Genomic DNA, 22320 nt, shown 5'->3' on the forward strand with positions numbered 1-22320 from the left:
AAGGCTAGGACTTTAGTGCCATGTGCTGACAGAAAGTTGATACTGGATCGTCGTCGAGCCGACTGCAAGCATTTGCTCGGGGCGCTCGAAGTGTCTTTGTTTCGTGACTTTCGAGGGCTGAAAAAAGAACCCGGCTGCAGGGCCGGGTTCTTGTCTTACCTTGCCTGGGTTCAGGCCGCGTAGTTCTGGGCGACGAAGTCCCAGTTGACCAGGTTCCAGAACGCCTCGACGTACTTCGGACGCAGGTTGCGGTAGTCGATGTAGTAGGCGTGCTCCCAGACGTCGCAGGTCAGCAGCGGGGTATCGCCGGAAGTCAGCGGGCAGCCAGCGCCGATGGTGCTGGCCAGGGCCAGGGAGCCGTCAGCCTTCTTCACCAGCCAGCCCCAGCCGGAACCGAAGGTGCCGATGGAAACCTTGCTGAACTCTTCCTTGAACTTGTCGAAGGAACCGAAAGCGGCGTTGATGGCGTCAGCCAGGGCGCCGGTGGGCTGGCCACCGCCGTTGGGCGACAGGCAGTTCCAGTAGAAGGTGTGGTTCCACACCTGGGCGGCGTTGTTGAAGATGCCGCCCGAGGAGGTCTTGACGATCTCTTCCAGGCTCTTGCCTTCAAACTCGGTGCCCGGCACCAGGTTGTTCAGGTTCACCACGTAGGTGTTGTGGTGCTTGTCGTGGTGGAATTCCAGGGTCTCGGCGGAAATGTGCGGCTCGAGGGCATTCTTTTCGTAAGGCAGCGGCGGCAATTCAAAAGCCATGGTCTATCTCCTACTCAGGTCGTGTGCGGTATGCGCATGAGGCCGATCACGGGCGGCCCTGAAGGCAGGCTGATCCCAGCCTGCGAGCGGCGTGGAGTTTGTACTCCTTGCGCCACAGACTCGGAATCATAGCACCCAGCCTCGGCCATAACCACGCAACATCTGTGTGGGAAAGCCGGTGCCAGGGCCTCTGCGTCGATATCTTCGACCGCCTTGCGGGGTCAAAGTGCACCCGCTTTCTTCCAGGCCAGGTAGCTGCTGACCAGCTCCGGCCCCAGCTCGCCTGGGCGGGCATCGAGCACCGGCACGTCATGCGCGGCCAGGCGCTCGTGCAGCCCGGCGCGAGCGTTGAGGTAATCCAGTGTGCCGCAGTAGGCCAGGGCCTGCTCGTAGCCCGTCACGGGCTCCTGGCGGAGCTGGTCGAGCACCTCTTCGCGCAGGCTGGCGACCAGCACGCGATGCTGGCGCGACAGGCGCCTGACCGCGGCGAGCAGATCCTGGTCATCCTCGTCGCGCAGGTTGCTCACCAGCACCACCAGGGCGCGGCGGCGCTGGCGGGACAGGAGCAGGTCGGCGGCGGCGCTGAAGTCGGCCGGCTGCTGGCTGGTCTGCAGGTCGTAGACGGCGCCCAGCAGGCTGTTGAGCTGCGTTTGGCCCTTGACCGGGGCCAGGTAGCGCTGGTGATTGCCGGCGAAGGTCGCCAGGCCCACCGCGTCGCCCTGGCGCAGGGCCACGTAGCTGAGCAGCAGGCAGGCATTGAGGGCGTGATCGAAGTGCGATAGCTCGTCGTCCTGGCTGCGCATGCGCCGGCCACAGTCGAGCAGGAAGACGATCTGCTGGTCACGCTCGTCCTGGTATTCGCGGGCGATGGGCGTGCGCTTGCGCGCGGTGGCCTTCCAGTCGATCTGGCGCAGGGTGTCGCCGTCGCGAAACTCGCGTAGCTGATGGAATTCCAGACCCAGACCACGGCGCGGGCGTTGACGCACGCCAAGCTGGCTGAGCCAGTCGTCCACGGCTTTCAATTGGGCGCCGTAGAGGCGGGCGAAGTCGGGGAACACACGGCTCTCGCCAGGCATGTCGAGCAGGCGGCGGCCCTGCCACAGGCGTAACGGGCTGGGCAGCAGCAGTTCGCAGCGGGCGAAGGCGAAGTGTCCGCGTTGCTGGGGTTTGAGGCGGTAGCTCGATTGCGTCTGCTGGCCCGGATGCAGGTCGATGCGCAGTGGCATGCCCTCGAAGGCCATGCCGGCCGGGACATGGTCGAACAGTTCGAGCTGCACCGCGTTCGAGAAGTCATGATGCACCTGCAACTGCACGTCGCTCCAGCGCCCCAGCGGCAGGTTGCCCGGCAAGGTGCGCTGCACCCGTGGCGTGGGCAGGCGGCGCAGCCATAGGGCATCGCTGGCCGCGACCAGCAACAGGGCGACGAGCATGCCCCAACTCAAGGGTTGCAGGCTGGCCGGCAGCGCGATGCCGAACAGTGGCAGGGCGCCGAGCAGTACGGCGATTGCCAGCAGCGCTGCGAGTAGGGCAAGGAGCAGGCGCGAAGGCTTCATAGACGCGGTGCCGGTACCTGGTCGAGCAGTTGTTGCAGCACCTGATCCACCGACAGGCCTTCGATGTCCAGTTCGGGGGCCAGGCGTACGCGATGGCGCAGCACGGCCAGGGCGCAGCCCTTGATGTCATCGGGCAGCACGAAGTCGCCGCCACGCAGCAGGGCACGGGCGCGGGCGCCACGCACCAGGGCGATCGAGGCGCGCGGCCCGGCGCCCATGGCCAGACCCGGCCAGGCGCGGCTGGCCCGGGCCAGACGCACGGCGTAGTCGAGCACCTGGTCATCGATGGGCAGATCGCTGGCGATCTTCTGCAGGGCCAGCACGTCCTTGGCTTGCAGCAGGGTGCGTAGCGGGTTGACTTCGAGCATGTCGGCCTTGGCCGAACGGGTCACCTGACGCACCATGCTCAGCTCCTCGTCCGGCTCAGGGTAGTCCATGCGCAGCTTGAGCATGAAGCGATCGAGCTCGGCTTCCGGCAGCGGGTAGGTACCTTCCTGTTCGATGGGGTTCTGCGTGGCCAGCACCATGAACGGCAGTGGCACGGCCAGGGCGCGACCTTCCAGGGTCACCTGGCGCTCCTGCATCACTTCCAGCAGGGCAGCCTGGGTCTTGGCCGGGGCACGGTTGATCTCGTCGGCCAGCAGCAGGTTGGTGAAGATAGGCCCCTTGCGCAGCTTGAACTGCTCGCTTTGCAGGTCGTACACGGCGTGGCCGGTGATGTCGCTGGGCATCAGATCCGGGGTGAACTGGATGCGCGCGAAGTCGCCGCCGAAGCAGCGCGCCAGGGCGCGCACCAGCAGGGTCTTGCCCAGGCCGGGTACGCCTTCGACCAGCACGTGGCCACCGGCGATCAGCGCCGTGAGCACGTCGTCGATCACCGCGTTCTGGCCGATCACGGCCTTGCGCAATTCGCTGCGCAGGGCCTGGGCCAGGGCGCTGGCGCGCTGGCGCTGCTGGGCCTGTGGATTGACCGGGGCGGCAGCCGCTGCATCGGCAGCCGGCAGGTTTTCGGTATCAGGCGTCTGTTCGCTCGTCATAGGGCATTCCTGAGGGTTTGCAGGTGGGCGACCTGGCGGGTGAAGTCACTGGCCGATAGGCGCTGCTTGGGCAGCGGGCGCATGGCTTGGCTGATCGCCTTGCTGGGCAGGCGGGTCAGGCGGCCAAGTACCTGCCACTGTTCGGCGACACCGAGTTTCTCGAAGCCGGGGTAGCGGCGCCTGGCGCGGCGTTTGATGTCCTGCTGGAGGATGTGCAGCAGGCTGTGCTGGCCGCTGCGGCGCAGCAGGAAGTCGGCGCTGGCGCGCAGGTGTTCCGCCAGTTGCCGGCGCGCGCGGCTGGCCGGCGCCAGCAGCGGGCCATGGCGCATGCCGGCGTGCCACAGGGCGGCGGCGATCAGCAGGGCCAGCACCACCAGCGCCAGTGGGAAGTGGCGCAGCAGCAAGGTGAACAGGTCATCGTGGTCGGCACGGTAGAGCAGGGTGACGACGCTGTCCTGGCTGAGGTACCAGAGCAGCCAGGCATTGTCGTATTCGCCGATGGCTTGGTTCTGCCAGATCCACGGATCGCTCATCACGGTGATCAGACCGTCGCCGTGATAGAGCTGCAGCAGGTGGGTGGCCTGGGCGCTGTTGGCCCAGGCATGGGCACGGTTCTGCGCGTCGTAGAGGTGGAAGGCGGTGTCGAAGGCGATGTAGGCCGGGGCGTCTTCGTTCTGCAGGTACAGCTTGGTCAGATCCGGGTAGGCGTCTTCGCTCTGCGCGTCGGCCGGCTCGCCTTCGGCTTCGTCGTCGTCGAGGTCGTCGCTCATGTACTGCTCGATGTCCAGCAGGTCAAGGAGCAGATCGCCGCTCTTGCCTTCGTCCGCGTCCCACAGGCGCTCGGCGATCAGTAGCAGGTGGCCGCCATTGGCCGTCCATTGCAGCACGTGCTCGGCCTGGCGTGGCGTCATGTTGCCGCGGTCGGCCAGCAGCATCAGGGTCTGCCCCTGGCTCGGCAGGGTGCTGAGGACTTCCAGATTGTCGGCACGCTGCACGGCGATGCCTTGCTGGCGCAGGAAGTGTTCGGCGGCCAGGTAAGGGTTGGCGTCCACTTCGGGGGCGGGGCCGTGTTCGAGGGTTTCCTGGTAGGGCTGCAGGCGCCCCAGCAGATAGATGGCCAGCAGCCCCAGGGCCAGCAGCACGGCCATGGCCGTGAGGAATCCGGCGCGGCGGCTCATGCGCGAACCTGCTGACCGAACAGCTCACGCCAGCTCTGGCAGAGGTGCTGGGCCTGTTCGGCTGGCGGTTGGCGATGACCGTAGGCGAGCGCCTGCCAATGGCCGGTGAGCTGTTCGCTGTAGTGCTGCAGGGCTTGCTGCTGCAGGGTGGCGACCAGGTGCAGGACTTCGCCCTCGGTGTGCGAGGCCTTCAGTGGCAGATGATGATCGTGCAGCAGGCGGCTGAGCAGCGCGCGATAGAGCAGGCTCAAGGCCGCGCGTGGATCCTGATCCCACAACCGTTGCGCTTCGCTGGCCACGTCCTCGGGCAGGCTTTGCGGGGCCACTTCCAGGCCGAACAATTGCGTGGGCGCCACCACCGTGCGGCGTTGCGGCAGGCCGACGCGCTCGCCGAAGGTCTGCAGCCAGTCGCGGTAGCGCCAGAGGATGAACGCCAGCAGAGCGAACAGGCTGCCCCAGAGCAACACCTCGAAGACCTGGGCCATGGTATCCAGGCTTTTCCAGAGCTGCCCGAGCTTTTCCAGCAGGTCAAGGAAGCCCGTGGGCTCGACTGGTTCCTCTTTCTCTTCTGCAGACTCGTCGCCCAGGCGCCAGCGCGTGACGGTTTCCCGATTCTGGAACGGCGGCTCGTCGAGCAGGCGGGTGATGCTTTCGTGCGCGGCCTGGCTGTTTAGAGATTGCTCCAGCAAGCGTGGTGCCTGCGGGCCCAGCGGGTCGTTCTGTGGCGCCGTGGCTGCCTCGTCGGCCCAGGCCGTGCTGGCCGGCTGGCCCAGCAGCAGGGCGCAGCCGAGCAACAGGGCGTAGGCCGTGCCGATCAGGCGTTGGCGCAGGCGGCGGAACACCAGCTCGATGTCCCAGGCCTCCAGTTCGGTGCGGCGATTGAGGTAGAGCGTGAAACCACAGGCGACGTAGACCGGCTCCCAGACGATCAGCAGCAGGGCGTAGCCGAGGTTGGACAGGTGCTCGAGCCATAGCCATTGGCTGCCGTCCGCGGCGATCAGGCTCTGCCAGCTCCAGTCCAGTTCGATCTGCTGTGGCAGCATCAGGTAGAAGAGGGTGCTCAGGCCCAGCAGCAGGGCGCTTTCCAGATGCACGCCGACTACCGTGAGCCAGGTCGCCGCGCCGCTGCCGCGCTGTGACAGTACGATCAGACGCTGGCTGCGCGCCTGTCCGGAAAGCCCTTCGAGCTGCAGCACCGGCAGGTCGAAGCTGCGCGTGAGGCTCAGTCGGCGCCAGGTCAGGCTGGCCAGCAGTTGCGGTTTCAGCAGCCTGGGCCAGGCCTTCAGTGCCTGCTTGAGTGTCGGCGTGTTGCCGAACAATGCCTGCGACAGGATGTACAGCGGCAGGCGTTCATAGGCTGGCTTCAACCACCAGAACAGCAGGATGGCTGCACCCGGATACTCCCAGAGCAGAGCGCAGAGCAGCGCGAAGATCGGCAGGGTGACCAGCGCCCAACTGGCCATCAGCAGGCCGGCGTGGCGCTGAGCCATGAGCACGCCCAGATCCAGCGCTTCCCAGGCCGTGCGTGGGCGGATGGCCAGGCTGGCTTCAGTCAGGCGCATGTTGCCTCCGCCCGGCCAGGGTCAGGTAGCTCAGCACGAGGATCCAGAGCAGGGCACCGACGGCATATTTGACCTGGGGCGTGGCCACTGTGGTGGACGACCAGAAGGCCTCGATGAAGGCGGCCAGCAGCAGGAACAGGACGACCCCGGCCACTAGCTGGATGGCCTGGCTGGCGGCCTGGCGCAGCGCTTCGCCACGGCGCAGGCGGCCGGGGGCGAGCAGCGCCCAGCCCAGCTTGAGCCCGGCGGCGCCAGCCAGAGCGATGGCGGTCAGCTCGAAGGCACCATGGCCGATGACGAAGGACCAGAAGGTTTCGCCGTAGCCGATGCGGCTCAGGTGGCCGGCCACGGCACCGATCATCAGGCCATTGAAGAGCAGGAAGAACAGGCTGCCCAGGCCCAGTAGCAGGCCGCCGGCGAAGGTCTGAAAGGCGATGCCGATGTTGTTCATGATGTAGAAGCCGAACATCATCCAGTCGTCGCCGGCATCACGCTCACCGAAGCGGCCGATGCGCCGGGCATCCGGGTCGTACATGCGCTCCATCTCGCTGACCTGATCCGGCGCCACCAGGCTGTAGATCAGCTCGGGAAACAGGTAGGTGAGCACCCCCATCAACGCCAGGGTGCCGAAGAACAATAGGCTGGCTGCGCATACCAGGCGCCATTCGCGACGCACCAGGCGCGGAAAACCGCCGAGCAAAAAGCGAATCGACTGCGCGCCGAGGGTACTGCGGTGACGGTAGAACTGCTGGTGGCCGCGCATGGCCAGTTGCTGCAACTGGTCGATCAGGTGGCTGCTGTAACCGCGCGCCTGGGCCAGGGCCAGGTGCTGGCAGAGCTGCCGGTAATCGGCGGCGAAGCGCGTGCAGGCTTCGCCCTGGGCCTTGCCCTGTTCAAGCGCGGCGAGTTGCTGGGCGAAGCTGTCCCACTCGCGTTGGTGACGCGTCTCGAACAGGCTCTGTTTCATGGCGCAGCTCCCAGCAGCCCACGGGCGATGCCATTGAGCCGCGCTTCGGCCTGTTCGGCTGGAATCTGCAGCGGCTCGGCCAACAGGGCGGCCAGTTCGGCGCGCCGCGCACTGGAGAGCTGCCCGCCGCGCTCGGCGAAACCGAGCAAGGCACGCTGCTCGCTCAGCGTCAGCGGGAAGGGGGCTGGCAGCGGCTCGGCATCCGGCAGCTCGGGGCGGCTCGGGGCGACCTCGCGATAGACCACCAGGGTGCCGGCGGCGATATCGCCGAGGCGCTTGAAAGCCGGATGATTGAGGCAACTGAGGATGCCGAAGGTGTAACCGAATGGCAGCAGATCGACGAAGCGCAGCAGGTTGCGCGTCAGCGACGCAGCCCAGCCGATGGGCGTGCCGTCGTCATGCACCACACGCAGGCCGAGCAACTGCTTGCCGGGGGAGCGGCCCTGGTTGAGCACCTCGAACAGCACCATGTACCACCAGGTCACGAGAAACAGCAGGATGGTGGCCAGGCCCAAGCCGAACTGCCCGAGCAGGCCCAGCACCACGTAGGCCACGCCGAGAATCAGGCCACGTATGGCCAGATCGATGGCGAATGCCAGGGCACGTGGCACCAGACTGGCGGGGCGCAGATGCAGGTCGATGCCTTCCGGGGTTTCCACTTGATAGTGGGTATCCAGGGCCGGGGTATCGGCAGTGGCGCGTGTGCTTGTGGTCAGGGGCATCGGCGGTCTGTCTGGGCGAAAGCCCGATGCTAGCGAGCAGCGGGACACGAACGCAACCGGGCCGAAGGATGGGCCCGGCATGGGACTCAGGCAGCAGGCGCCGGCAGAACACCGAAGATGCGGTTGTACAGCTCACCTATCATCACGATGAACATCGGCATGGTCCAGATCAGGCCGATACCGAATGGCAGCGCGCTGATCAAGAGCAAGATGCCCATGCTCAGCATCAGGAAGAACACCTTGAACCAGTGACGATTTATGGCTTTGCAGGACACCACGATCGCTTGCCAGGCCGAGAGCTTGCGCTCGACCACCAATGGGATGGTGAGCAGCAGTGCGACTTGCAGATAGATGCCGGGAAGAATCAGCAGCATGTAGCCAATGTTGGTTGCAATCACGATCAGTAGACCAGCGACGAACAGTGGCAAGGTACGCCCGAAGTGGCTGAATATTTCCGCGAAGCGCAGGGGCTGGCCTGCTGCCTGACGAATGCCGATCATGTTGAGACCGGCCAGGAAGGGGTACATCAATGCCACGACCGCGACCGAGCTGATCAGGATGAAGCCGAACAGACCGAAGGCTCCGGCTACGGCCATTCCGCCTTCAGAGCCGCTCAGGGCGCCGAGGCCGATAAAGCCGATGCCGAAGATCATGGCGACGATGTACAGGACGATCTGCGCCATGAACAGCGCACCCATCATGACCAGAAAACCGCCCCAGATCAGGCCCTTGGTGCCACTGGTCTTGCGCCAGGCGGTGGCGAGCAGCTCGCCGATGGAGAAGTCGTAACCACGCGCCAGTGCCAGGTGCGGATCGGCGCTGACCTGGTCGCTGCTGATGGGGTTGAGATCGCTGCTGGGGGCAGAGTACGGATTGAGTACGCTGGTCTCACTCACGGTTGCGTCCTTGTAGGGAGTGGCGGGAAACGGCATCGTAGTGGCTTGCGCCGCGTCACTCAATGGCAGTCTGCAAGCATTGGCTGCAATGAGTGCTCGTTCACGTTTCTCGACGGCAACGGCAGAGCCCGCTGTCGTCATCGCTTGGAAGGATAGGTTTTGAGCCGCAGCATCTTCTGGTACGACTACGAGACCACCGGCATCAACCCACGCTGTGACCGACCGATTCAGGTGGCCGGTATCCGCACTGACGAGGCGCTCAACGAGATCGACGAGCCGCTGAATCTCTATTGCCGTCTGAGTGACGACATCCTGCCGCACCCGGCTGCCTGCCTGGTCACCGGCATCGACCCACAGCGCCTGGCGCAGCAGGGGCTCGACGAAGGTGAGTTCATCACCCGCGTGCATGCGCAGTTGGCGCAGCCTGGCACCTGCAGCGCCGGTTACAACACCCTGCGTTTCGATGACGAGGTCACGCGCTACAGCCTGTACCGCAATTTCTTCGACCCCTATGCCCGTGAATGGCAGGGTGGTAACAGCCGTTGGGATCTGATCGATCTGGTACGCACCGCCTATGCGCTGCGCCCCGAAGGCATCGAATGGCCGCAGGAGGACGGGCGCGTCAGTCTCAAGCTGGAGCGTCTGACCCAGGCCAACGGCATCGACCACGGGCAGGCGCACGATGCGCTGTCCGACGTGCGCGCCACCATCGGCCTGGCGCGCCTGCTGCGTGAGCGCCAGCCACGGCTGTACGACTTCATCTACCAGTTGCGCAGCAAGCAGCGTGTACTCGACCAGATTCGCCTGTTGCAACCGCTGCTGCACATTTCCGGCCGTTTTTCGGCGGCGCGCCATTATCTGGCGCCGGTGCTGCCGCTGGCCTGGCATCCGCGCAACCGCAACGCGCTGATCGTGGTCGACCTGCAGGCCGACCCGGCGCCGCTGCTGGAGCTGGACGCCGAAACCCTGCGCAGTCGCCTGTACACCCGCCACGATGAGCTGGGTGAGGGGCAGGCGCCGGTACCCTTGAAGCTGTTGCACATCAATCGTTGCCCGGTGGTGGCGCCGCTTTCGGTGCTGCGCGAGGAGGATCGCCAGCGTCTGGCCCTGGACTGGTCGCAATGCGAGCGGCATGCCGCGCTGCTGCGCGACAACCTCGCGGCCTGGCAGGACAAGCTGGCTTCGATCTATCGCGAGGAAGCCTTCGCCGCCAGTCTCGATCCTGAACAGCAGCTATACGATGGTTTCATCGGTGACCGTGACCGCCGGCTGTGCGAGCAGGTACGGCGGGCGCAACCTGAAGAGCTGACCAATCAGTCACTTTCTTTCGACGATATTCGTTTACCGGAATTGCTCTTTCGTTATCGCGCGCGCAACTTCGCGCAGACACTTTCGGCGGATGAGCAACAGCGCTGGTTCGATTTCTGCCGACAACGCCTGAGCCAGCCTGAATTCGGTGCTCCCAATACCCTTGAGCAATTCAAGCTAGCGCTGGAGAAGTTACGCGGTGAATGTTCCGCCGAGCAGGGGCAACTTCTTGCGCAATGGCTCAGCTATGCCCAGGCACTGGAAAGCCGCTATGGGCTCGGCAATTCCTGAGTTGGGGGCAGCGCCCAATAGTGGTGCGGTCGCTAGCGTGAACATGAGAGCGTTCAGCCATCGCCCGTAGGGCACCTCTGAAGACGTAGGCAGTCAGCGCAATAGCGATGGCGACCCGACAAAGACAGGTGAAAAAGCACTGGGCTCATCATTGTAAATGAGCATGTTGAGCCGCAACGCAGGTAGTTCTTAGAGGGGGCTGCAGGCAAGACGCTGACGCCAGATTCATGACACACGGCTACAGCAGGAGTGCGGCATGGTTGGAGCCAGTTAGCGCGCATAAAAAACGCCAGCAAGGCTGGCGTTTTGTCTGCGCTGTGCTTGGATCAGCCCAGCAGAGTGGCCCAACTTTCTACGGTGTCGGCGCCCCACTTGGCTTTCCACTCTTTCAGCGTCTTGTGGTTGCCGCCTTTGGTTTCGATGACTTCACCCGTGTTCGGGTTCTTGTACTGCTTGACCTTGCGCGCACGCTTGGTAGCAGGCTTGGCGCTGCGCGGAGCCTTGACCGACTTGGCCTCCGGGTCGAGCAGGGCGATGATGTCGCGCAGCGACTTCTGATACTCACCCATCAGGCTGCGCAGCTTGCCCTCGAACTCGAGTTCTTTTTTCAGTTTGTCGTCTTGCGACAGATTCTTCAGGCGCTCTTGCAGTTCCTTGATGTTCTCTTCGAGCGAGCGGTATTCGGTGATCAGCGACATGGAATTTACCTTATGATTTGGATTTACGGCGACCAGTGGGCCAATAATAGTCATGCGTTCAAAACAAGTAAACACTGAAATAAAAACTTCTGCTTGCGCTCTGCAACCGATTGTATCTGCCAGACAATAGTGAACCAAGATTGTTCGTTTAGTTCATGATTCGCTTTTCATCCTGAAGTACCGAAGCGTTGTCGGCGTGTGTTTTGTATTTCGCGCCTGCTGCATGAGGTGAAAAGCCTCGCTGTCAGACAAGTTGAGGCTGCGGATATTGCGGGTGAATACCAGGATGCTGCGCGTCAGGGCCGCCGCCTGGAATGCACGGCGGTGCGCTCGTCTGCGCTCGACGGTTTTTTCTGCAAACCCTAGAATGGCGCACTTTTGCGCTGTTACCTGGGGTCAAAACTTCATGCGTACGTTCAGACTGGTCATTTCCTGCCCAGACCGTGTCGGCATCGTTGCCAAAGTCAGTAATTTCCTGGCCACCTATAACGGCTGGATCACCGAAGCCAGCCATCACTCCGATACCCAGAGTGGCTGGTTCTTCATGCGTCACGAAATCCGTGCCGATTCCTTGCCATTCGATCTGGAGGGCTTCAAGCAGGCCTTCGCGCCCATCGCCCGTGAATTTTCCATGGAGTGGCGCATCACCGATTCGGCGAAGAAAAAGCGTGTGGTGCTGATGGCCAGTCGTGAGTCGCACTGCTTGGCCGATCTGCTGCACCGTTGGCACAGCAACGAGCTCGATTGCGAGATCCCCTGCGTGATCGCCAACCATGACGATCTGCGGCGCATGGTGGAGTGGCATGGCATCCCTTACTTCCATGTGCCGGTCGACCCCAAGGACAAGGCACCGGCCTTCGCCGAGGTGGAGCGACTGGTCAAGGAGCACCAGGCCGATGTGATCGTCCTGGCGCGCTACATGCAAATCCTGCCGCCGGCGTTGTGCGCCGAGTATGCACAGCGGGTGATCAACATTCACCACAGCTTCCTGCCGTCGTTCGTCGGTGCCAAGCCCTATCATCAGGCCTCGCTGCGCGGCGTGAAGCTGATTGGCGCGACCTCGCACTACGTTACCGAAGAGCTGGACGCCGGCCCGATCATCGAGCAGGACGTGGTGCGCGTGACCCATCGCGACGATATCGAGGAGATGGTGCGCCTCGGCAAGGACGTGGAAAAGATGGTATTGGCTCGTGGGCTACGCTATCACTTGGAAGACCGGGTTCTGGTGCACGACAACAAGACGGTGGTATTCGACTGATCCGTCGTCGGGGCCGAACCCCCCCACTGTGGAGGACGCTGCCCATGCTCAAATCCATCAAGGTGCGCGACTACATGACCCGCCGCCTGGTGACCTTCAGATCCGACACCGATCTGTTCACCGCCATCAACCGTCTGCTGGAGCACCGTATTTCCGGGGCTCCGGTGGTCGATACCCAGGGCCATCTGATTGGCATGCTGTCGGAGGGCGACTGCCTGCGCGGCATTCTCTCCGGTGCCTATTACGAGGGCACTGGTGGTTGCGTCAGTGCCTACATGACCACCGATGTCGAGGCGATAGGCCCGGACGTCGATGTCATCGAGCTGTCCGAACGTTTTCTCAACGGTCGACATGGCCGTCTGCCGGTGGTCGAGGACGGTCGTCTGGTGGGCCAGGTCAGTCGGCATGATGTGTTGCGCGCGGTGAAGGAATTCGCCCAGCACGATCCCGGTCATGTCGAGGCGAACTGAGCGGAGACTGTATTCATGAGCGATCCACTGGACAAGGCGACATCCAGCGCACCCCCGACCCTGGGCGAGGGCTGTGTGCGGCGCTACGATCCCGAGGCCTTGAGCGAAGAGGATGGCACCGACTTCGCAGGGGCCGCCGAGCTGTGGCAGCAATTGCAGGACGAAGCGGACGAAGCGGATCCCACCTGAGGGGCGCTTGCCCTGGCTGCCTGGCGTATTCGCAGCGACGGTGGCGGATGGCGCAGATCCGAGGTGCACGAAACAGCGACAGACTCCAACCCAGAGGACGGCAAGATGCCTGCAAGTTCCCAGTTCATCATCGGCGCCGGTAGCCAGGGGCAGCCGGTGGGCCAGCCGCTGCGCCTGGCCAACCGTCACGGCCTGATCGCCGGGGCCACCGGTACCGGCAAGACCGTGACACTGCAACGCTTGATCGAAACCTTCAGCGATGCCGGCGTGGCGGTATTCGCCGCTGACGTCAAGGGCGACCTATGCGGCCTGGGAGCCATGGGCGCACCACAGGGCAAGGTGGCCGAGCGCATCGCCAGCATGCCCTGGTTGGAGCATCGGCCGCAGGCTTATCCGCTGACGCTGTGGGATGTGCATGGCCTCAGCGGTCACCCGTTGCGTACCACGCTCAGCGAGATGGGGCCGTTGCTGCTCGGCGCCCTGCTGGAGTTGACCGACAGCCAGCAGGCGGCGCTCTACGCGGCGTTCAAGGTGGCCGACCGCGAAGGGCTGTTACTGCTCGATCTCAAGGATCTCAAGGCTCTGCTCGGCTACCTCAAGGACAACCCGCAGGTGCTCGGCGATGACGCCGCGCTGTTCACCAATACCTCGGCGCAGGCGCTGTTGCGGCGTCTGGCCGGGCTGGAGCAGCAGGGCGCCGAGGCCCTGTTCGGCGAGCCGGCCTTGCAGCTCGAAGACCTGCTGCACCCGGATCGCGATGGCCGCGGACGGATACATCTGCTCGATGCCAGCCGCCTGGTGCACGAGGCGCCCAAGGTCTATGCCACATTCCTGCTCTGGCTGCTGGCCGAATTGTTCGAGCAACTGCCGGAGCGCGGCGATGCCGACAAGCCGGTACTGGCGCTGTTCTTCGACGAGGCGCACCTGCTCTTCCAGGGGACGCCCAAGGCCCTGCAGGAGCGCCTGGAACAGGTGGTGCGGCTGATTCGTTCCAAGGGCGTGGGGGTTTACTTCGTTACCCAGTCGCCCAGTGATCTGCCCGATGAGGTGCTGGCGCAACTGGGCTTGCGTATTCAGCACGGCTTGCGCGCCTTCACCACCAAGGAGCAGAAAGCGTTGCGGGCAGTGGCCGAAGGCTTCCGTCCCAACCCTGCCTTCGACAGCCTGACGGTGCTGACCGAGCTGGGGATCGGCGAGGCGTTGGTCGCCACCCTGGAGGACAAGGGTACCCCGGCCATGGTGCAGCGTGTGGCTGTGGCGCCGCCGCAGTCGCGCATCGGCCCCTTGAGTGCAGGCGAGCGCGCAGCGCTGGTGCGCCAGTCGCCTTTGGCCGGGCGTTATGACAAACCCATCGACCGCGAATCGGCCTACGAGCGGTTGCTGGCTCGGGCGACCCAGGCCGCCGATGCTGACAAGGCTGCCAAGGCAACGGCAGAGGCGCCGGGGCTGGGACAAATGGCCGGCGAGTTTCTTGGTGGCATTGCCGGGCAAGCCCTCAAGTCCGCCGTGCGCCAGGCAGCCAATCAACTTGGCCGGCAACTGGTGCGCGGTCTGATGGGCTCGCTGTTGGGTAGCAAGAAACGCTGAATGTCGAAGAACCGAGGGCGCAGCTAATGAGCGCGCGGGCACGACTTGTCGTGGCCGCGCGTTGGTTCATGCGGCAGTACAAGCTCGTTAGTTATTCGAGATATCTTCGAGGAAATGACGACAGCGGCGAACTTAGCCGAGTTCTTCTGCCGCTTCCTGTTTCTCTCTGCGTTCTTTTTCGATCTTCTCGATTTCTTTATCGAAGGCCTGATCGAGCAGGCTTGGGCGTTTGCGCCAGGGTTTGCGGTCGGGATCCGGTTGAGCGGCGTAGGTGATGACTTCCCCGCCGTATACGTCCTTGTAACGCTGCGCCTGGCGCTCGAGCTCGGCGCGCAGTTCGTCTTTCGTCACTTGGCTTTCCTATTTTTCTTCAATGATTTCAGGTGGCACGTGAAGCATCGACTTCACTGTTGCGGCCATCCTCTGATTCGGTAGTTCTGAACCGGCCATGCTGGCCCGGCAGTACCTTGGAGCGTGATTTTCCCGTTTAGTTACAGTGGAGATGTAACTTGCTATCTGCAGCGCTCGAAACAGTGCGCGCCATTATCGCCAAAAGTTCTCGACTGTCCAGCGTCGTCATGCCATCCACGCCTGGGATTGCAATTCGTAGCGCAATTGGCAAGTTGCGCCGGGCTGCAATAATTCGAGTCCCGCCCGGCCTGGCAAATGGTGCCTATTGACCGGATGGCTGACGGGCTCGAAGCAGAAGAAGGGGCGCTCGGGCGGGCAGAACAGCAGGTAGATCGAGCTGTCCTGTGTTCGGTCGTGCAATTGATAACTGAATGATGCGCGCCTCACCGGACCAATCGGTAAAGGTATTGTCCAGCGGCTCGGACGGTAATGCTCGCGCAACGTAGAAATCCCATTGCGCAACAATGGCGACCTGTTCGCGGGACAGTTTGTCTACATCGCGCAGCCACATACGCTGCGCTGGCGCCTGCAACCGGGCGAGGCTGTATTGCAGCGACAGCACTGGGCAGGGTCAAGGTCGCAATTGATAGTGTCATCGTACAACTGCTGGGCTATGATTGGTGCTGACCGTAAGCCGAGAATCGCCATCGATATGGACAATATCCCTGCCCAACCCCGCACCCCTCGCAAGCAACGCAGCCTGGCCCAGGAACTGGTGGCCGAGCTGTCGCAGCGTATTCGCGATGGTGTGATCAAACGCGGTGAGAAGCTGCCGACCGAGTCGGCGATCATGGCGGAGCAGGGCGTCAGCCGTACCGTGGTGCGTGAGGCTCTGTCACGCCTGCAGGCCGCCGGCCTGGTGGAGACCCGCCACGGCATCGGCACCTTCGTGCTCGATACGCCCAGCGCCAGCGGTTTTCGCATCGACCCGGCGACCATCGTCACCCTGCGTGACGTGCTGGCCATTCTCGAGCTGCGCATCAGCCTGGAGGTGGAATCTGCCGGCATGGCTGCCCAGCGCCGCAGTGACACCCAGCTCCAGGCCATTCGCGAGGCGCTGGATGCGATCAACGAGAGCACGGCCAACTCCAGCGATGCCGTGTCCTCGGACTTCCAGTTCCACCTGCGTATCGCCGAAGCCACCGGCAACCGCTATTTCACCGACATTCTCAGCCACCTGGGCACCAGCATCATCCCGCGTACCCGGGTCAATTCCGCGCGTCTGGCGCATGACGATCAGACGCACTACATGGCGCGCCTGGAGCGCGAGCACGAGCAGATCTTCGAGGCCATCGCCCGCCAGGATGCCGAAGCGGCGCGGGCGGCCATGCGTCTGCACCTGACCAACAGCCGTGAACGTCTGCGCCAGGCCCACGAAGCCGCCGAGGCCGAGGCGCTGCACGGCTGACAAGGACAAAGGCGGGCTGCTCATTCCTTCAACGGCGGTAGGCCAGGGCGACGATGCCGCCGACCACGATCAGCCCGCCCAGCACCTGCAACCCGCCCAGCAACTGACCCAGGATCAGCCAGCCGAAGAACATGCCGGCCACGGGTTCCATGTTCATCACCGGCGCGTTGCGTGCGATATCCAGCCGGGGCATGAGAATGAACAGCAGGGAAAAGGCCGTGCCGTAGAGCAGCACCAGCACCGCCAGGGCCATCCAGCCCGTGATGGCGTTGGGTAGGCCCAGGCCCCCGGGCAGCGCGCCGCTGAGGCCAGCGAGGGTGGAGGCGCTGAACACCACGGCCATGGTCAGCATGCTGCGTACTCGTCCGGGCATGCGTGATAGCCGGTGCTCGGTGATCCACAGGGCCACGGCGAATACGCCCGCGGCGGTCAGGCTGAACAGCACGCCCTGCAGCCAGTGGGCGTCGATGCTGGTTGCGCCGCTCAGGCGCGCCGGCACGTCCAGCACCAGCACCAGGCCGAACAGGATCACGCCCATGATCGCCGCGGCACGGCCGGTCGGTGCAGGCCCGCCGAGCAGCCAGGTCAGCAGCGCCAGAAGAATGGGCGAGAGGTTCACCACCAATAGCGCCAGGCCCACCGGGATGCGTGCCACGGCGGAGTAGATGCAGAAGCTCTGAACCGCGATCAGCAGCCCCAGCATCAGTTGCCAGCCCCAGGTACTGCGGTTCAGCCGCAGCGAATCGCGTTGCCACAGCACCAGTGCGCTGAGTACCAGGAAGGTCACTCCCGAACGGCAGAGAATGGCCAGCAGCAGGCCTGCTTCATGATCGAAAGCGATCCGCGCGGCGATATGGTTGCCGGCGAAGGCGCAGGCCAGGGTGGCGAGAATCAGCGCGGCGACATGCCGGGGGAAGGGAACGGCTGACATGAAGGGGCGTTGTGTCCTTGTGAAGCGAGGCGCCGCCAGGCGACTCGGGTTACGCCGGTGTATAGCTGTCGGCGTGAAGACATGCGTGATCTTCGAGGTGAGCACGCATGAGTTCGTTCCCGCATCAGCCGCCTGGTGATCAGAGCACGATGCTCGGCAACCACAGCGAGATGGCCGGGATGTAGGTGACCGCCATCAACACCGCGAACAGCGCGGCATAGAAGGGCAGCAGGGCCTTGACCGTACTCTCGATGCTGACCTTGCCGACGGCAGCGCCGACGAACAGCACCGCGCCCACTGGCGGCGTGATCAGGCCGATACCCAGGTTGACCAGCATGATCATGCCGAAGTGTACCGGGTCGACGCCGAAGGAGGTGACCACCGGCAACAGGATTGGCGTGAGAATCAGGATCAGCGGCGCCATGTCCATCAGCGTGCCCAGTGCCAGCAGCATGAAGTTGATGCACATGAGGATCACATAGCGGTTGTCCGACAGGGCCAGGAAGGCGGCGGTGATCTTCGAGGGAATCTGCATCAGCGTCATGATGTAGCCGAACGCGGCGGCGAAGGCGATGAGGATCATCACGATCGACAGCGTGCGCACGGTGCGGTGCAGCATCTTCGGCAGTTCGCTCCACTTGTAGTCGCGGTAGATGAACAGGGTCACGAAGAACGCCCAGACCACCGCCACGGCTGCCGATTCGGTGGCGGTGAACACGCCGCTGAGGATACCGCCGAGGATGATGACCATGGTCATCAGGCCCCACAGCGCTTCGACGCAGATCTTCAGCGCCTGGCGCAGCGCAATCACCTCGCCCTTGGGGTAGTTGCGCTTCCTGGCGAACCATAGGCACAGCGCGGCCATGCTCACGCTCAGCAGCAGGCCCGGGCCGATACCGGCGACGAACAGCGCGGCGATGGACACCGTGCCGCCAGCGGCCAGTGAGTAGATCACCGAGTTGTGGCTGGGTGGCGTCAGCAGCGCCTGCACCGAGCCGGAGACGGTGACCGCCGTGGAAAACTCGCGCGGGTAGCCTTGCTTTTCCATCTCCGGGATCAGCACCGAACCGACCGAGGCGGTATCAGCCAGGGACGAACCGGAGATGGCGCCGAAGAAGGTCGAGGCGGTGATATTGACCAGCGACAGGCCACCACGAACGAAGCCCACCAGCACCCCGGCGAAGGCCACCAGGCGCCGCGCCATGCCGCCTTCGGCCATGATCGCGCCGGCCAGCACGAAGAACGGAATGGCCAGCAGGGAGAATTTGTTCACGCCGCCGGTAATCTGGATCATCACCGCGTGCAGCGGAATGTCGATCCACCAGGCGCCGATCAGGGCAGAGATACCCAGAGCGTAAGCTACCGGTACGCGCAGCAGGATCAGGGCGATGAAGCTGCCCAGCAGGATCAAGGCGTCCATTACACGGCCTCCTTGGAGTCGGCGCAGTGTTCGTAATCGACGGCGCGGCGTTGGTGCTGATCGCCGTACAGCAGTTGCTCGATGACGAACAGCAGGGTGATGAAGCCGCCTAGCGGAATGGGGGCGTAGCTGATGCCGACGCGCATCCAGGTCAGGGTGCTGAGGTATTGGTTCCAGGTCGCCACGCACAGCTTGTAGCCCCAGATCAGCATGAACAGGCTGATCGCCCCCATCGCCAGGCGCACGAACAGCGTGAGAAAGGGCTGAGCCATAGCGGGCAGACGGTCACTCAGCACCTGCACAGCCATGTGCGCACCGGCGCGATAGCTGGCCGCAGCGCCGACGAAGGTGAACAGCACCATCAGCAGGATGGCCACCGGTTCCGGCCAGCCCAGGCCCTGGCCAAGCACATAGCGACTGAATACACCCCAGGGGATGATCAGGGCCATGATCGTGATCGCCAACCCGGCAACTGCGATGCAGGCCCGGTAGATGATGTCATTGATGCCCAGTACCAGGTTTTTCATGAGGCTTCACCACAGGTGGCGCCTTTCAGCGCCACGTCGTTGTTCAGAAGTCGGGCGTTATTTGACCGCTTCGATGCGCTCGATCAGGTCGGCGAACTGCGCGCCGTACTTCGCACGAACCGGGGCAGTGGCGTCGTAGAAGGGTTTGCTGTCGACTTCGATGAACTCGACGCCTGCGGCCTTGAGTTTCTCGTCGCTGGCCTTCTCCTTCGCGGCCCACAGCGCCCGCTCTTTCTGCTGGGCCTCCTTGGCCAGCTTTTTGACCAGAGCCTGCTGCTCGGGGGTGAGCGCGTTCCAGGTGGTCTTGGACATCAGCAGCGGCTCGGGGAGGATCAGGTGGTGGGTCTGGGTGTAGTACTTGGCCGCGCGAAAATGGTTGTGCTCGAGCAGGGTCGGCGAGTTGTTCTCGGCGCCGTCGATCACGCCGCTCTGCAGGGCGCTGAAGATTTCCCCGGTGTCCATGGCGATGCCGTTGGCGCCCATGGCATTGAGGGTGTCGATGAACAGCGGGTTGCCGATCACGCGGATCTTCATGCCCTTGAGGTCTTCGATCTTGCGCACCGGCTTCTTGGTGTAGAGGCTGCGGCTGCCGGCCTCCATCCAGGCCAGGCCGACCATGTTGAAGTCGGAGTCGGTGATGGCGTCGAGGATTTCCTGGCCGATCTCACCGTCGACCACCTTGCGCATGTGCTCGACGTCGCGGAACACGAACGGCATGTTGAACACGTTGGTGGCGGGCACCACCGGGCCGACCGAGCCGAGACTGACGCGAGTCAATTGCACGGCGCCGATCTGGGTCTGCTCGATGACTTCCTTCTCCGAGCCGAGCACACCGCCGGCGAACATGCGCGACTTGATCTCGCCGTTGGTGGCTTCTTCGAGTTTCTGACCCAGGTGCTCCATGGCCACCACCGTGGGGTAGCCGGCCGGATGGATCTCGGCGATCTTCAGCGTCACCTCGGCCTGAGCGAAGGAAGAGAGGCCGAGGGCTAGCGGAAGTGTGGCGAGAAGCAGCTTGCGTTTGAGGTTCATGCGGAAAGCTCCATCTTGTTGTTGTTGGAGAGAACAGCAGTGCAAGTCCGGCGCCGCCAGGTGGCCCGGAGTGAAGCGAATTCAGGGGCGGTAGCTCGGCTCCTCGAGGCCGCGCACGCCGGGGTTCAGGGCAAATACGCCGCCTGCCAGGGGCTGGTCGGAGAGATCGCCAGCCGGGCGGATCGAGGTGACGAACAGGGTGTCCATGCTGGCGCCGCCGAAGGCGCACATGGCCGGTTTCTTCACCGGCACGGCGAGCGAGCGGTCGAGGCGGCCATCGGGGGTGAAACGGTGGATCAGACCGGCATCGTTGGCGCAGATCCAGTAGCAGCCATCGATGTCCACGGCCGCGCCGTCCGGCCGGCCGGGATGCTGCTTCATGTCGATGAACAGGCGGCGATCGTGCGGCGTCCCGCTGTCCGTGTCGTAATCGAAGGCCCATACCGCCTGCACCGACGGGTGCGAGTCGGACAGGTACATCGTGCGGCCATCCGGGCTGAAGGCCAGGCCGTTGGGCACGATCAGGTCAGCCAGTACCTGCTGCAGTTGCCCGTCGTAGCGATACAGTGCGCCGACTCGTGCACCAGCCGCCATGTCCAGCAGCATGGTGCCAGCCCAGAAGCGGCCCTGACGGTCGCAGCGGCCGTCGTTGAAACGCATCTCTGGGCGGGCATGCTCGACGGGGGCCAGGCGCTCGGCCTGCAGGCTGCCGTCGTCTTGAGGGCGCAGATGGAAGAGGCCGCTCTGCATGCCGGCCAGCCAACCACCGGCTGGGTGCATGGCCAGACAGGCGAGCATTTCGTCGGCTTGCCAGTTTTGCGTCTGGGCACCGGCCAACTGCCAGCGATGCAGGCGTCCGGCTGGGATATCCACCCAGTAGAGGGCCTGTTCGACAGCATTCCACACTGGGCTTTCACCCGTGGCGTTGCGCGCATCGACGATCAGTTCGGCAGTCATGGCTGAAGCGCTCTGGTTATGGCTTGAAGCGGAGGCATTGAGCGGCTCAATCGTCGCCGAATGGGCCGGCGGCCACGAAGGCGCCCCCCTGATAGATGCGTACCGGGTCGTCGGCGGCCGGCATCGGCTGTGCCTCCACCTTGGCGCGGAACTCTTCCGAGCTGTCCTTGGGCTGGAAGCCCAGATGCGCGGCCTTGCGGTTGTCCCACCACACCTCGCGGTTATCCGACACACCGTAGACCAGGGTGTGGCCGACCTCGGGGGTGTAGAGGCTGCGCTCGATCAGTTGGGTGAGATCGTCGTAGCTCAGCCAGGTGCTCAGCATGCGGCGGTTGGCCGGCTCGGGGAACGACGAGCCAATGCGGATGCTGACGGTCTCGATGCCATGGCGGTCGAAGTAGAAGCTGGCCATGTCCTCGCCGTAGGACTTGGACAGGCCGTAGTAGCCGTCCGGGCGGCGCGGGGAGTGGGCGTCGAGCTTTTCGTCCTGCTTGTAGAAGCCGATGACGTGATTGGAGCTGGCGAACACCACGCGCTTCACGCCATGGCGACGGGCCGCTTCGTAGATATGGAACACGCCGCAGATATTGGCGCCGAGGATTTCCTCGAAGGGACGTTCCACCGATACGCCACCGAAGTGAATGATGGCGTCGACGCCTTCGACCAACCGATGCACGGCGTGCTTGTCGGCCAGATCGCAGCGCACGACTTCTTCGTGCGGGCCGGCGGGTGGAGCCATCTCAGCGATGTCGGACAGGCGCAGAACATTGGCGTAAGGGCGCAGGCGTTCGCGCAGTACCTGGCCCAGGCCACCGGCGGCGCCGGTCAGTAGCAGGCGATTGAAGGGGCGGAGCGCGCTGGAGGTGCTGGTCATGGCGGTGCCTGAACTCTGGTTGCTTGTTGTTATCGAGTTGTCATACGTTGTCATATGACATGGCATTGATGTCAGCACCTGATTTGCCGGATGTCAACGCGAACCTGTTCAGGCGTTGCCAGGCCATGGTCGCGTTCGGGCTCGGCCAAAGGTCTCACGAGACGTCAGGGCAAGGCTGCCTGAAAGTGCTTTCAAGGCTCTAGATCGGGCGTCTTGCCCGCTCTCGGTCGATCAACGGCTGGGCCTGCGCAGGGGGCTCGGTGACAGGCAGTGGGCTCAGGCTATATACGAC

Annotated in this window: 23 protein-coding genes; 6 read left to right on the plus strand and 17 right to left on the minus strand. The window is 63.9% G+C overall.

Going from position 1 to position 22320, the window contains the following annotated elements; genetic code table 11:
• Positions 1 to 170 precede the first annotated feature (170 nt).
• The 8 genes from PVE35_RS06075 to PVE35_RS06110 all read right to left on the minus strand — a co-directional run bounded on the left by PVE35_RS06075 (position 171) and on the right by PVE35_RS06110 (position 8667).
• Entirely contained in the window at positions 171 to 752 is a 582-nt protein-coding gene (locus PVE35_RS06075) for a Fe-Mn family superoxide dismutase (protein WP_003462535.1), read from the minus strand.
• A 221-nt stretch (positions 753 to 973) separates the two neighbouring features.
• Positions 974 to 2305 (minus strand): DUF58 domain-containing protein, encoded by a 1332-nt coding sequence (locus PVE35_RS06080; RefSeq protein WP_277374124.1) that lies wholly within the window; start codon positions 2303 to 2305, stop codon positions 974 to 976.
• Complete coding sequence (locus PVE35_RS06085; protein ID WP_268182062.1) at positions 2302 to 3342, minus strand: MoxR family ATPase; 1041 nt, start codon at positions 3340 to 3342, stop codon at positions 2302 to 2304. The genes PVE35_RS06080 and PVE35_RS06085 overlap by 4 nt, the downstream gene beginning before the upstream one ends.
• Complete coding sequence (locus PVE35_RS06090) at positions 3339 to 4520, minus strand: DUF4350 domain-containing protein (protein ID WP_268182064.1); 1182 nt, start codon at positions 4518 to 4520, stop codon at positions 3339 to 3341. The genes PVE35_RS06085 and PVE35_RS06090 overlap by 4 nt, the downstream gene beginning before the upstream one ends.
• Positions 4517 to 6082 (minus strand): DUF4129 domain-containing protein, encoded by a 1566-nt coding sequence (locus PVE35_RS06095; protein ID WP_268182066.1) that lies wholly within the window; start codon positions 6080 to 6082, stop codon positions 4517 to 4519. Before PVE35_RS06095 ends, PVE35_RS06090 begins: the two co-directional genes overlap by 4 nt.
• Positions 6069 to 7049, minus strand: a complete 981-nt coding sequence (locus tag PVE35_RS06100) for a stage II sporulation protein M (protein WP_277374125.1) — start codon at positions 7047 to 7049, stop codon at positions 6069 to 6071. Before PVE35_RS06100 ends, PVE35_RS06095 begins: the two co-directional genes overlap by 14 nt.
• Positions 7046 to 7771 carry an RDD family protein gene (locus PVE35_RS06105; protein ID WP_277374126.1) on the minus strand — a complete coding sequence of 242 codons (726 nt, stop codon included), beginning with the start codon at positions 7769 to 7771 and terminating at the stop codon, positions 7046 to 7048. The genes PVE35_RS06100 and PVE35_RS06105 overlap by 4 nt, the downstream gene beginning before the upstream one ends.
• Before the next feature lie 86 nt (positions 7772 to 7857).
• Positions 7858 to 8667 (minus strand): hypothetical protein, encoded by an 810-nt coding sequence (locus tag PVE35_RS06110; protein ID WP_268182072.1) that lies wholly within the window; start codon positions 8665 to 8667, stop codon positions 7858 to 7860.
• A gap of 159 nt (positions 8668 to 8826) precedes the next feature.
• Between PVE35_RS06110 and sbcB the strand changes: the two genes are divergently transcribed.
• Positions 8827 to 10266: an exodeoxyribonuclease I gene (gene sbcB / locus PVE35_RS06115; protein WP_268182074.1), complete on the plus strand. Its 1440-nt coding sequence runs from the start codon at positions 8827 to 8829 to the stop codon at positions 10264 to 10266.
• A gap of 326 nt (positions 10267 to 10592) precedes the next feature.
• Here the strand turns inward: sbcB and mvaT are convergent, their stop codons facing one another.
• Complete coding sequence (mvaT, locus tag PVE35_RS06120; RefSeq protein WP_268182076.1) at positions 10593 to 10964, minus strand: histone-like nucleoid-structuring protein MvaT; 372 nt, start codon at positions 10962 to 10964, stop codon at positions 10593 to 10595.
• A 406-nt stretch (positions 10965 to 11370) separates the two neighbouring features.
• On the opposite strand from mvaT, the gene purU reads away from it, so the two are divergent.
• The 4 genes from purU to PVE35_RS06140 all read left to right on the plus strand — a co-directional run bounded on the left by purU (position 11371) and on the right by PVE35_RS06140 (position 14468).
• Positions 11371 to 12222 carry a formyltetrahydrofolate deformylase gene (gene purU, locus PVE35_RS06125; protein ID WP_268182078.1) on the plus strand — a complete coding sequence of 284 codons (852 nt, stop codon included), beginning with the start codon at positions 11371 to 11373 and terminating at the stop codon, positions 12220 to 12222.
• A 44-nt stretch (positions 12223 to 12266) separates the two neighbouring features.
• Positions 12267 to 12692, plus strand: coding sequence for a CBS domain-containing protein (locus tag PVE35_RS06130; RefSeq protein WP_268182079.1), 426 nt, complete (start codon positions 12267 to 12269; stop codon positions 12690 to 12692).
• A gap of 15 nt (positions 12693 to 12707) precedes the next feature.
• Positions 12708 to 12881 carry a hypothetical protein gene (locus PVE35_RS06135; RefSeq protein WP_268182081.1) on the plus strand — a complete coding sequence of 58 codons (174 nt, stop codon included), beginning with the start codon at positions 12708 to 12710 and terminating at the stop codon, positions 12879 to 12881.
• Positions 12882 to 12986: 105 nt separating this feature from the next.
• Entirely contained in the window at positions 12987 to 14468 is a 1482-nt protein-coding gene (locus tag PVE35_RS06140) for a helicase HerA-like domain-containing protein (protein ID WP_277374127.1), read from the plus strand.
• A gap of 132 nt (positions 14469 to 14600) precedes the next feature.
• On the opposite strand, the gene PVE35_RS06145 is transcribed toward PVE35_RS06140, so the two are convergent.
• Entirely contained in the window at positions 14601 to 14819 is a 219-nt protein-coding gene (locus tag PVE35_RS06145) for a hypothetical protein (RefSeq protein WP_268182084.1), read from the minus strand.
• Positions 14820 to 15141: 322 nt separating this feature from the next.
• On the minus strand, positions 15142 to 15441 hold the full coding sequence (locus PVE35_RS06150) for a hypothetical protein (protein WP_277374128.1): 300 nt from the start codon (positions 15439 to 15441) through the stop codon (positions 15142 to 15144).
• A 90-nt stretch (positions 15442 to 15531) separates the two neighbouring features.
• Here PVE35_RS06150 and PVE35_RS06155 point away from each other — a divergent pair, with 90 nt between their 5' ends.
• Entirely contained in the window at positions 15532 to 16287 is a 756-nt protein-coding gene (locus tag PVE35_RS06155; protein ID WP_268182085.1) for a FadR/GntR family transcriptional regulator, read from the plus strand.
• Positions 16288 to 16315: 28 nt separating this feature from the next.
• On the opposite strand, the gene PVE35_RS06160 is transcribed toward PVE35_RS06155, so the two are convergent.
• The 6 genes from PVE35_RS06160 to PVE35_RS06185 form a co-directional block, all read right to left on the minus strand.
• On the minus strand, positions 16316 to 17218 hold the full coding sequence (locus PVE35_RS06160; protein WP_268182087.1) for a DMT family transporter: 903 nt from the start codon (positions 17216 to 17218) through the stop codon (positions 16316 to 16318).
• A 139-nt stretch (positions 17219 to 17357) separates the two neighbouring features.
• Positions 17358 to 18638 carry a TRAP transporter large permease gene (locus PVE35_RS06165; protein WP_277374129.1) on the minus strand — a complete coding sequence of 427 codons (1281 nt, stop codon included), beginning with the start codon at positions 18636 to 18638 and terminating at the stop codon, positions 17358 to 17360.
• Entirely contained in the window at positions 18638 to 19165 is a 528-nt protein-coding gene (locus PVE35_RS06170) for a TRAP transporter small permease (protein WP_277374130.1), read from the minus strand. The genes PVE35_RS06165 and PVE35_RS06170 overlap by 1 nt, the downstream gene beginning before the upstream one ends.
• Before the next feature lie 57 nt (positions 19166 to 19222).
• Positions 19223 to 20197, minus strand: coding sequence for a TRAP transporter substrate-binding protein (locus tag PVE35_RS06175; RefSeq protein ID WP_277374131.1), 975 nt, complete (start codon positions 20195 to 20197; stop codon positions 19223 to 19225).
• Positions 20198 to 20278: 81 nt separating this feature from the next.
• Positions 20279 to 21154, minus strand: a complete 876-nt coding sequence (locus PVE35_RS06180) for an SMP-30/gluconolactonase/LRE family protein (RefSeq protein WP_277374132.1) — start codon at positions 21152 to 21154, stop codon at positions 20279 to 20281.
• A 46-nt stretch (positions 21155 to 21200) separates the two neighbouring features.
• Complete coding sequence (locus PVE35_RS06185; RefSeq protein WP_277374133.1) at positions 21201 to 22028, minus strand: NAD(P)-dependent oxidoreductase; 828 nt, start codon at positions 22026 to 22028, stop codon at positions 21201 to 21203.
• Positions 22029 to 22320: the final 292 nt, after the last annotated feature.

The sequence above is a fragment of the Pseudomonas sp. AA-38 genome, assembly GCF_029457475.1.
GTDB lineage: Bacteria > Pseudomonadota > Gammaproteobacteria > Pseudomonadales > Pseudomonadaceae > Aquipseudomonas.

Coding starts and splice junctions, on each gene's coding strand:
- PVE35_RS06075 (WP_003462535.1), bottom strand. CDS start 752: ATGGCTTTTGAATTGCCGCCGCTGCCTTACGAAAAGAATGCCCTCGAG.
- PVE35_RS06080 (WP_277374124.1), bottom strand. CDS start 2,305: ATGAAGCCTTCGCGCCTGCTCCTTGCCCTACTCGCAGCGCTGCTGGCA.
- PVE35_RS06085 (WP_268182062.1), bottom strand. CDS start 3,342: ATGACGAGCGAACAGACGCCTGATACCGAAAACCTGCCGGCTGCCGAT.
- PVE35_RS06090 (WP_268182064.1), bottom strand. CDS start 4,520: ATGAGCCGCCGCGCCGGATTCCTCACGGCCATGGCCGTGCTGCTGGCC.
- PVE35_RS06095 (WP_268182066.1), bottom strand. CDS start 6,082: ATGCGCCTGACTGAAGCCAGCCTGGCCATCCGCCCACGCACGGCCTGG.
- PVE35_RS06100 (WP_277374125.1), bottom strand. CDS start 7,049: ATGAAACAGAGCCTGTTCGAGACGCGTCACCAACGCGAGTGGGACAGC.
- PVE35_RS06105 (WP_277374126.1), bottom strand. CDS start 7,771: ATGCCCCTGACCACAAGCACACGCGCCACTGCCGATACCCCGGCCCTG.
- mvaT (WP_268182076.1), bottom strand. CDS start 10,964: ATGTCGCTGATCACCGAATACCGCTCGCTCGAAGAGAACATCAAGGAA.
- purU (WP_268182078.1), top strand. CDS start 11,371: ATGCGTACGTTCAGACTGGTCATTTCCTGCCCAGACCGTGTCGGCATC.
- PVE35_RS06130 (WP_268182079.1), top strand. CDS start 12,267: ATGCTCAAATCCATCAAGGTGCGCGACTACATGACCCGCCGCCTGGTG.
- PVE35_RS06135 (WP_268182081.1), top strand. CDS start 12,708: ATGAGCGATCCACTGGACAAGGCGACATCCAGCGCACCCCCGACCCTG.
- PVE35_RS06140 (WP_277374127.1), top strand. CDS start 12,987: ATGCCTGCAAGTTCCCAGTTCATCATCGGCGCCGGTAGCCAGGGGCAG.
- PVE35_RS06155 (WP_268182085.1), top strand. CDS start 15,532: ATGGACAATATCCCTGCCCAACCCCGCACCCCTCGCAAGCAACGCAGC.
- PVE35_RS06160 (WP_268182087.1), bottom strand. CDS start 17,218: ATGTCAGCCGTTCCCTTCCCCCGGCATGTCGCCGCGCTGATTCTCGCC.
- PVE35_RS06165 (WP_277374129.1), bottom strand. CDS start 18,638: ATGGACGCCTTGATCCTGCTGGGCAGCTTCATCGCCCTGATCCTGCTG.
- PVE35_RS06170 (WP_277374130.1), bottom strand. CDS start 19,165: ATGAAAAACCTGGTACTGGGCATCAATGACATCATCTACCGGGCCTGC.
- PVE35_RS06175 (WP_277374131.1), bottom strand. CDS start 20,197: ATGAACCTCAAACGCAAGCTGCTTCTCGCCACACTTCCGCTAGCCCTC.
- PVE35_RS06180 (WP_277374132.1), bottom strand. CDS start 21,154: ATGACTGCCGAACTGATCGTCGATGCGCGCAACGCCACGGGTGAAAGC.
- PVE35_RS06185 (WP_277374133.1), bottom strand. CDS start 22,028: ATGACCAGCACCTCCAGCGCGCTCCGCCCCTTCAATCGCCTGCTACTG.